The 9,631-nt window shown below is 44.7% G+C and carries 9 protein-coding genes; 3 read left to right on the forward strand and 6 right to left on the reverse strand.

The features are described from left to right. Together J7545_RS14450 and purC are read right to left on the reverse strand one after the other, a co-directional pair. Positions 1-636 (reverse strand): hypothetical protein (locus J7545_RS14450; protein ID WP_318719747.1); only part of this gene is annotated, 636 nt, incomplete at its 3' end. 46 nt (positions 637-682) lie between these two features. Beyond that, entirely contained in the window at positions 683-1,411 is a 729-nt protein-coding gene (purC, locus tag J7545_RS14455; RefSeq protein ID WP_413039018.1) for a phosphoribosylaminoimidazolesuccinocarboxamide synthase, read from the reverse strand. 123 nt (positions 1,412-1,534) lie between these two features. Here purC and J7545_RS14460 point away from each other — a divergent pair, with 123 nt between their 5' ends. The 3 genes from J7545_RS14460 (at position 1,535) to J7545_RS14470 (ending at position 4,663) form a co-directional block, all read left to right on the forward strand. Then, complete coding sequence (locus J7545_RS14460; RefSeq protein ID WP_318719749.1) at positions 1,535-2,104, forward strand: Uma2 family endonuclease; 570 nt, start codon at positions 1,535-1,537, stop codon at positions 2,102-2,104. Between the two features lie 164 nt (positions 2,105-2,268). Then, entirely contained in the window at positions 2,269-3,264 is a 996-nt protein-coding gene (gene ilvC, locus J7545_RS14465) for a ketol-acid reductoisomerase (RefSeq protein ID WP_318719750.1), read from the forward strand. Between the two features lie 163 nt (positions 3,265-3,427). Beyond that, complete coding sequence (locus tag J7545_RS14470) at positions 3,428-4,663, forward strand: LL-diaminopimelate aminotransferase (RefSeq protein WP_318719751.1); 1,236 nt, start codon at positions 3,428-3,430, stop codon at positions 4,661-4,663. A gap of 166 nt (positions 4,664-4,829) precedes the next feature. Here J7545_RS14470 and fba read toward each other — a convergent pair whose 3' ends face one another. The 4 genes from fba to J7545_RS14490 all read right to left on the reverse strand — a co-directional run bounded on the left by fba (position 4,830) and on the right by J7545_RS14490 (position 9,370). Then, positions 4,830-5,909, reverse strand: coding sequence for a class II fructose-bisphosphate aldolase (gene fba, locus J7545_RS14475; RefSeq protein ID WP_271937726.1), 1,080 nt, complete (start codon positions 5,907-5,909; stop codon positions 4,830-4,832). A gap of 133 nt (positions 5,910-6,042) precedes the next feature. Beyond that, on the reverse strand, positions 6,043-6,477 hold the full coding sequence (locus J7545_RS14480; RefSeq protein WP_318719752.1) for a hypothetical protein: 435 nt from the start codon (positions 6,475-6,477) through the stop codon (positions 6,043-6,045). A gap of 290 nt (positions 6,478-6,767) precedes the next feature. After that, positions 6,768-7,886, reverse strand: coding sequence for a tRNA guanosine(34) transglycosylase Tgt (gene tgt, locus J7545_RS14485; RefSeq protein WP_318719753.1), 1,119 nt, complete (start codon positions 7,884-7,886; stop codon positions 6,768-6,770). A gap of 26 nt (positions 7,887-7,912) precedes the next feature. Next, complete coding sequence (locus J7545_RS14490) at positions 7,913-9,370, reverse strand: hypothetical protein (protein ID WP_318719754.1); 1,458 nt, start codon at positions 9,368-9,370, stop codon at positions 7,913-7,915. Positions 9,371-9,631 lie beyond the last annotated feature (261 nt).

Genomic DNA, 9,631 nt, shown 5'->3' on the forward strand with positions numbered 1-9,631 from the left:
AGAAAAAGCTGTAAAAGCCAACTTCTCTGAATTTTCCGCTAATGGTTGCGGTTGTGGAAGTGTGCTAAAAGCTAACGTTTGCTCCTCAGTTACTGTATTTTCCTGAACTCCAGAAAATGAGGTAAAAGCAAGCTGCTCTGATTTTTCCGATAGCTGTTGCGGTTGGGGAAGTGCGGTAAAAGCAAGCTGCTCTGAATTGTCCGATAGCTGTTGTGGTTCAGGAAGTGAGGTAAAAGCTAATGTCTTATCCTCAGTTACCGCATTTTCCTGTACTCCAGAAAATGGGGTAAAAGCCAATTTTTCTGGTAAAGATTTGGAAGAAGTAACCCCTAAAGACTGATGGATAAGGGGGATAGACTCTTTCACCGATTGTGCCATTATTTGCACTAACTGCTGATGGCTCTCCTTGTTTGGTATATCAGGAGAGGGGGCTACCGTTTCCGCAGTAGAGTCTAAAATTTGGCCTTGGACAGCATCGACAAAACCGAGAGTTGCCGAACTTGTTAACAGAGTTAACCAGACAGGAGACAAGCGCATTGTTTTCACGTTCCGTAAACTTCCACACACCACATTGAAGAGTTGATTGGGCTGTTGAGTTAGGTATCGGGATTCATGAAATCCTACAACTTCAGCCAAAACACCTCAATCAACCCCTTAACTTAACACTTCTGAAGGAGTATTTTCATTTTGGCTGGCCTAAAACTCTCTCTAGCACTTGCTCATAGGCCGATTCAACATCGCCTAAATCTTGTCTAAAGCGGTCTTTATCTAGGATACGTGCTTGGGGGTCAGTTTCATCCTGTTTCCATAAGCGACAGGTGTCTGGGCTAATTTCGTCAGCTAGGATAATGTTATTTTGGCGATCGCGCCCGAATTCCAGCTTAAAATCAACCAAGATAATGCCACACTCCTGGAAAAAGTTACTCAGGTAGCGATTAATGTCCCTGGACATTTGCTGGATGTGGTCGAGTTCTTCCAGTGTAGCAAGTTGCAACAGGAGGAGGCGATCGCGAGTCAGCAGAGGATCGCCCAAACTATCATTCTTATAGCAATATTCTACCAGAGGCGGATCGATTTCAGTTCCCAAAGCCAAACCGGTTTGTTTGCACAGACTCCCCGCAGCCCGGTTACGCACGATCGCCTCAATCGGCACAATCGTAACAGCTTTAACCCGCATTTCCCGCTCTGAAGGACAATCAACATAGTGGGTGGGAATGCCCTGCGCTTCCAGCATTTGGAACAAATGACGGGAAATCGCACAATTAATCTGTCCCTTACCCGTAATCGTGCCTCGTTTTTGCGCATTAAACGCCGTCGCATCATCCTTAAAATAAGTCAGAAGGATATCCGCATCATCAGTGGAATAGACGATTTTGGCTTTCCCTTCGTACAGTTGCACCTGTTCTGTCATAAAGCCTTGAGAACTTATATCTAACAGCCTTACCATACCTCTTTTTGAGGCAGTCATTATAATGGATTAGCATAGACAAACCCCACCCCATCGCTGGCAACTCTCTAGAGGCTGAGTGTAACCATGATTTCATCAGAAGTAAAAACCGTCCATTGGACAATTGATGATTTAGAAGGATTCCCCGACAATGGCACAAGGTATGAGATTATTGATGGAGAACTATTCATGACCAAATCACCCCATTGGAATCACCAGGACATTTCTGGAGCGATTTATACAGAACTACGAATTTGGTCAAAAAAAACAGGTTTAGGAAAAGCTGTATTTTGTCCGGGTATTATTTTTTCCAATAGTGATAACGTTATCCCTGACGTAGTTTGGATATCCCGCGAACGTCTATCCCAAGTTTTAGATGAATCTGGACATTTGACGGGTGCGCCAGAGTTGGCAATTGAGATATTATCGAAGTCAGAGAAAGATAAAAAGCGAGATAAAGAAACGAAATTAAAGCTCTATTCTGTGGAAGGAGTACAAGAATACTGGATTGTTGACTATCAGCAACGAGAAATAGCAATCTATCGCCGCAACCAAGGACGTTTGGAAAAAGCCGTTACCCTATTTGAGCAAGATACGCTCACCAGCCCCCTTTTACCCGACTTTCAGTGTCCTCTAGAAGTATTGTGGGAAGACTAATCGCTGTTTGAATTGACAAAAAATAAAGTTAAACTATTGCTCTAGATACCCTCACCAGTCCCCTTCTACCTATTGCTAGAGTTCCTTTTGCCTTTTGCTCCACAACGCGCTATACTTAAAGGCTGGCATAAAATACAAATCAATCACTAAGGAGAATCGTGATTATGGCCCGGATGTACTACGACGCGGATGCTAACTTAGATTTACTGAACGGTAAAACCGTTGCTATTATTGGCTATGGTTCCCAAGGACATGCCCATGCGCTGAATTTAAAAGAGAGCGGGGTTAATGTGATTGTTGGGTTGTATGAAGGGAGTAAGTCAACAGCTAAAGCAGAAGCTGCCGGGTTAACGGTTAAACCTGTTGCTGATGCCGCGAAAGCAGCAGACCTGATTATGATTTTACTGCCAGATGAGGTACAAAAGACGGTTTATCAGAATGAAATTGCCCCTAACCTGAGTGAAGGTAATGTTTTAGCGTTTGCTCATGGTTTTAATATCCACTTTGGTCAAGTGGTTCCCCCAGAGAATGTGGATGTGATTATGGTAGCGCCAAAGGGGCCAGGACATTTGGTGCGGCGAACTTATGAACAAGGGGAAGGGGTTCCCTGTTTATTTGCGGTTTATCAAGATGCAACGGGACAAGCTCGCGATCGCGCCATGGCCTATGCTAAAGGTGTTGGTGGAACTCGTGCGGGTATCCTGGAAACCACGTTCCGCGAAGAAACCGAAACTGACTTATTCGGCGAGCAAGCAGTCCTCTGCGGTGGTTTAAGTGCCCTGATTAAGAGCGGCTTTGAAACCCTGGTAGCAGCAGGATATCAGCCAGAATTAGCCTATTTTGAATGCCTCCACGAAGTCAAGTTAATTGTAGACTTGGTGGTCGAAGGTGGCTTGGCCCAAATGCGTGATAGTATCTCCAATACGGCTGAATATGGCGATTATACTCGCGGTCATCGGATTATCACCGACGAAACCCGCGCTGAAATGAAGAAAATTCTCGAAGAAATTCAAAGCGGTCAGTTTGCCCGTGAATTTGTGTTAGAAAATCAATCGGGTAAAGCCGGATTTATCGCCATGCGTCGTCAAGAAGCTGAACATCCCATCGAAGAGGTGGGGAAAGACCTGCGAGCTATGTTTAGCTGGCTAAAGAAAGCGTAATCTGTGGGGGTGGGTTATCCCTCAATGTTAACCTACCCGACTCGACACTACCTTCACCCAACTCAAAGATGACTAGCTCATCTACTCATTACTGGCGATCGCAGCTCTTCCTATGATACCAGTTTACGCCTAAGCTGATAGAAAGAGTCTCAATAAAGCCACAATGGTCACGATTAACGAAAATTATCTCAAATTGAAGGCGGGTTATTTATTCCCAGAGATTGCCCGACGGGTGAGAGTGTTTACTGAGTCTAATCCGGATGCTCCCATTATTAAGCTCGGAATTGGAGATGTCACGGAGCCTTTACCCGAAGCTTGCCGCACAGCGATGATTAAGGCGGTGGAGGACATGGGCGATCGGGCTACATTTAAGGGATATGGCCCAGAACAAGGGTATGCTTGGTTACGGGAAAAGATTGCGAGTCAGGATTTCCAAGCACGGGGATGCAAGATTGAGGCATCGGAAATCTTTGTCTCCGATGGTGGTAAGTGCGATACAGGCAATATTTTGGATATTTTCGGCAAGGGTAATACCATTGCTGTTACCGACCCTGTTTATCCAGTATATGTTGATACTAATGTCATGGCAGGTCATACCGGGCCAGTTAATGATAAGGGCGAATATGAAGGCTTATTCTATCTGCCTATCACAGCCGAGAATCACTTTACTGCCAAAATTCCTGATCGCCCCGTAGATCTAATTTATCTCTGTTTCCCCAATAATCCCACGGGGGCAACTGCATCTAAGGCTGACCTGAAAGCTTGGGTAGATTACGCTAGAGCCAATGGTTCCGTGATTCTCTTTGATGCTGCCTATGAAGCCTTTATTACCGATCCAGAACTGCCCCATTCTATTTATGAAATCGAAGGCGCACGAGAATGTGCGATCGAGTTTCGTTCTTTCTCCAAGAATGCGGGATTTACAGGAACTCGATGTGCCTATACCGTCGTTCCCAAAAGCTTAAAAGTCACCGCGTCCGATGGTGCAGAAGTCACCCTACATCAACTGTGGAATCGTCGCCAATCCACCAAATTTAACGGCGTTTCCTATCTGGTGCAGCGTGGAGCAGAAGCGGTTTACTCTCCAGAAGGACAAAGTCAAGTTCAAGGCTTAATCAAGTTTTACCTGGAAAATGCCCAAATTATCCGTCAAAAGCTCTTGAATGCTGGATTAACCGTTTATGGTGGAGTTCATGCGCCCTATATTTGGGTAAAAACCCCCCAAGGACTCTCGAGTTGGGACTTTTTTGACAAATTGCTCAACTTGTGCTACGTCGTGGGGACTCCTGGATCGGGATTTGGTGCTGCTGGAGAAGGTTACTTCCGGATCTCGGCATTTAACAGTCGGGAAAATGTGGAGGAAGCCATGAGTCGCATTACCGCCAATTTCAAGGTTTAAGTACGCAACCGGTAGGAGCGAACAACCGTTCTCTCCTACAACCTATGTCCCATCCTTAATTAAAAGGACTAAACATCAAATAAAAGGGATGAACCCGAAGATTCATCCCCATCCATAATATCAGTGAACAGTTAGGAACAAACGAAGAGCAAATACTCAAGAAAAATTAAACAGCAGCTACTTGTTTGGTGGTTGCGTTTAATTCACCTTTGCCATATTTAACGGCATAAACATCTAAGGTTTCTTGTTTGATCTTGCTGGCATTACCGGCAGTCCAGAACTGTTGATAACGATCCAAGCAAACTTCTTTCATGTACTTGATAGAAGGCTTCATAAAGTGGCGAGGATCGAAGTTAGAAGGATCTTTAGATGCCGCTTCGCGGATAGCAGCAGTAATCGCTAACCGGTTGTCGGTGTCGATATTAACTTTACGCACACCGCTCTTGATTCCTTTCTGAATTTCTTCAACAGGTACGCCGTAGGTTTCAGGGATGCTACCACCATACTGGTTGATGATGGCAATTAAATCTTCAGGTACAGAGGAAGATCCATGCATAACCAAGTGGGTGTTAGGCAGGCGCTTATGGATTTCTTCAATACGGCTGATTGCTAGGATTTCACCAGTAGGTTTGCGGGTGAATTTGTAAGCACCATGACTGGTTCCAATCGCAACAGCTAAAGCGTCTACTTGAGTTTGTTCTACAAATTGAACGGCTTCGTCAGGATCGGTTAACAATTGATCGTGAGAGAGCGTTCCTTCAAACCCATGACCATCTTCTTTGTCACCTTGTCCAGTTTCCAGAGAACCTAAGCAACCGAGTTCTCCTTCAACGCTAACCCCAATGGAGTGAGCAACTTTAACGACTTCAGCAGTAACGTTAACGTTGTACTCAAAGCTGGCAGGAGTTTTGGCATCAGCTTCTAAGGAACCATCCATCATGACGCTCGTGAAACCATAGCGCATAGCGGTATAGCAAGTATCAGGAGCATTCCCATGGTCTTGGTGCATAGCAATGGGAATATGGGGATAGCTTTCAACTGCGGCTTGAATCAGGTGACGGAGGAAGTTCTCACCTGCATATTTTCTAGCACCACGAGAAGCTTGCAGAATTACGGGGCTATCGGCTTCATCAGCAGCTTGCATGATGGCCAGGATTTGCTCCATGTTGTTTACGTTATATGCTGGGATACCGTAGTTGTTTTCGGCTGCGTGATCGAGCAGAAGTCGCATGGGTACGAGGGCCATACTATACTTGTCCTCCTAAGATGGTTATGGTTATCAGCAAGTTGTCTAATGACAAATCCAGTCTTGAGACAATATTAAGATATTTTTGGGATTTTAGGAAATCAAACTTTCATCTTGCTACGATGATGGGTTTTTATGCTGTGCGATCGCCGCGATTGAACAGTGCTAAGGTTTGACGGCAAAAGTGCTTCAACTTGCTTGCGGTGTCTGGATTGGGTTGGGTTTCGCCCTCAAAGTGCCAATTCTCAACGGTGGAGAATCGCCATTGTTGCCCTTTGTGGCTGTATCCAGTTGCCTCAATGCCGATCGCCCGATAAGCGTTGTCTAGGCGATCGTGATGAAAGCGAATCTGGATCAGCACGGAACGACTTTGGAAAGACCGACTAAATCCGGGAAAATGGAAGCCCAGATCGATGGAGTCAGGATCGACGAGTTCTTGGGTACACGGATCGTTCATCCAAGGCTTCATATCCACCCGCGCATCCGGAAACTGGGACTTCAACAGGTTGATGACGGTAGCTATTTGGCTGGCGACTTCAAAGTTTTTTGCTTGTTCGGCTGCATTCACAGGCAATCCTCCTCAATCGTGAATGATGATTATTCACTCATCCTCTGCAATTTTGTTGTATCTCTAGTTACGGTAACTCTACTCAAGGTTAAGGATTTGTAAAGGTTTATTAAGTTGATAAAATAATCAACCTTAGAGTATGCTGATGACAAATCGTATCATTTCTGGATAATTTATAGTTGAGGAGATTAGAGACGATCTCGTAAGGTATAGCCCTCTCCCCTAACCCCTTCTTCCACGAGAGAGGGGGCATAAAGAGGTTTTGACAAGGGTTGTATTTCTAATGGTACTCATTGCTCTGTAGGAGGGGCAAGGTAATGACCAAATTCGGTGAGGAAGCGATCGCCTAAAATAGCCTCTCGAATGCGTGCGGTAAAACGCACCAGTTCCGTAATATTGTGGATCGATAGGAGCGTATACACTAACAGTTCGCGACAGCGCCATAAATGCCCCAAATACGCACGGCTAAAATTTTGACAGGTATAACAGGGGCATTCAGCATCAAGGGGAGCAAAATCTTCTCGAAATTGGGCATTTTTAATATTCCAGCGCTCTCCTCGCACGAATACTGCCCCATGACGGGCTAACCGGGTGGGAATGACACAATCAAATAGATCGATGCCAGCAGCAATCGCCTGTACCATTTCTTGATAGGTTCCCACTCCCATGAGATAGCGGGGTTTGCCCACAGGAAGGAGGGGAGCAGTCACCTTTACAATTTGGTTAATCAGATCTCCCGGTTCCCCCACACTCACGCCACCAATAGCATAACCGGGTAAATTAAGGTCTACTAATTGCTCGGCTGCGGCGGTTCTCAAGTCAGCATATACTCCCCCCTGAACAATACCAAATAACGCCTGATCGGAGCGATTATGGGCCGCTATGCAGCGTTTTAGCCATCGATAGGTGCGCTCTGTGGCAGCGACAACGGCTTCTTTGGAGGCGGGATAGGGAGGACATTCGTCAAACGCCATAATTACATCTGCACCAAGCTGATTTTGGATGGCGATCGCCTTTTCTGGAGTAAGATTGATAATCCGTCCATCTCTGGGCGATCGAAATTTCACCCCCTCTTCCTGAATGGTTCGCAAGCTGGCTAAACTAAAAACCTGAAATCCTCCAGAATCCGTTAACATTGGCCCATCCCATCCCATAAACCGATGCAAACCACCGGCACGAGCAATTAAATCTTCTCCCGGTTGTAGATGCAAATGATAGGTATTGGCTAAAACCATTTGAGCGCCTGTCCCTTTGAGTTGTGCAGGTGTTAGTGCTTTTACCGTTGCTAACGTGCCAACAGGCATAAATCTAGGAGTTTCTACTTTTCCGTGGGGAGTCAAAAAGGTAGCTGCTCTCGCTTGAGTCTGGGAGCATTGGGCTTGTATAGAAAACTGAAAGGATTGATGCATAAGTCCAAAAACTGATGGATTGTATGTTAGAGAGATGTTGAAGAAGTCTCTATTTCCGGTAATTTGAGTAAGAGTCCTGCAATAAACCAATAATACACTGCTACCGGATCGACATCTAGGGGATAATAATAAGGAAAATAGCTCACAATCAGAATAAAAATCCAGAAACAGACCGCTATTTTTTGCCAGCTAGGGTTCTGCAGTGAACGATAAGCTTTATAGGTTAAAAAAACCAAGATAGAAACCACCACCAAAAAAGCCAGTAACCCTAGAGGGCCAATTTCATAAAGAACCTTAGCATGGAACGTTTCAATTAATCGAGTCGGGGCAAATTTTCGTGCTGCATTTGTCGCCGCACCAATCCCTTTTCCCAAAATCCCTTCTTGCTGACTCCAAACCGATTGCCATTGATCTTGCATAAAATCTAGGGGAGGGGAAACGGTCCAGCGATCCACTAAGCTGTCTATGCGTTGTTCCACTCGATTTATCGTTTGAATAATTACGGCGCTGGCGACAAGTACCGCCCCCCATTTTAAAGGCAATTGTTTTTTCTTAGAGGTCGTTAAGAGCTGTAAAATCATAAAGATAATTGGGACTAATGCTAGAGCAATTCTTTGACCGGAAAATACAGCCATTATGATCAGCAAACCCGTGCTAAAGACACTGATATATTTCCATTTCTTTTGAGGATCTCCAATATCAGTAGTGAATAAGAAAAACAGACCAGAAATCAGAAACCACCCCCATTGCCAAGGGGCAACAAATGTACCGGGTAATCGAACTAATCCGGCATTTGAATTATATAAAACTGCTCCACCGATAAAGCAACGAGCTTGTAAGCTGGCGCGATATAGAGATTCTCCTGAAAGGGGCCCACTTCCTGGACAAACACCTTTGGTTAGCAGTAAATATTGAATAAACCCCAAGGCACAACAAATTAAGATTAGAACAGTGTGCAGTCTCAGAAAAAAGGATAATTCTTCTTTACTATAAATCAAATAATAGGCACACATCATTAAGGGCATATAGCTTAATAGGGTCTTGAGACCCACAATTCCCATGAGCATTTGATTCCCTAGAGTGGGATTAACGCTTTCGCGAATAATGCCAATCCAAAAAAAGTGAACTAATGCGATCGAGACTAAAGTGATTAGAGGAATATATAGAAGTTTAATTTTTTGCCAAAAGGGTTTAAGATAGTCGCGATCGTGGATCAAAATCGAGATTAGAGCGGGAATATAAAATAAATCTTTGACTAAGTGAAATAGGGGGTTACTGTTGGCGATCGTATGGGTAACTGTTCCAGCAAAGGGCATATAGATCAAAAAGGCCCAAAGTCCTAAAGCCGGATAAGTATAAGAAAAGCCCACTATCGCTCCTGCCAGTCCTGCAAAAAGACCAGAAGTTAAACCATCGAGTAAGGCAAATAATATCCCGGGTAAAAGGATAAAAGCGATAAATTGAATCAGTTCTCTGCGTTCCATTAGGGAATAGGGAATAGAGTATAGGGAATACTAGGTTTTGCCCTTTCCTTAGCACAAATTAGGCACAGTCCAGGAAATTCTTCATTGAGCTAATGACGAACTTGCTCTATGGTACTGTGCCCATTTGAAAATGTCCCACTTCTCAAGGGGTGACAAGGTAGTTCAAAGGTCGCTATAGCGACCTTTTTCGGTAGTATTTTGCTGAAAACCTCAACTCAATGGTCGCGATCGCATAACTATAGCATCAGGTTAGAGGGTTAC

It is taken from the genome of Roseofilum sp. SBFL, from assembly GCF_017746885.1.
In the GTDB taxonomy this organism is placed as follows: domain Bacteria; phylum Cyanobacteriota; class Cyanobacteriia; order Cyanobacteriales; family Desertifilaceae; genus Roseofilum.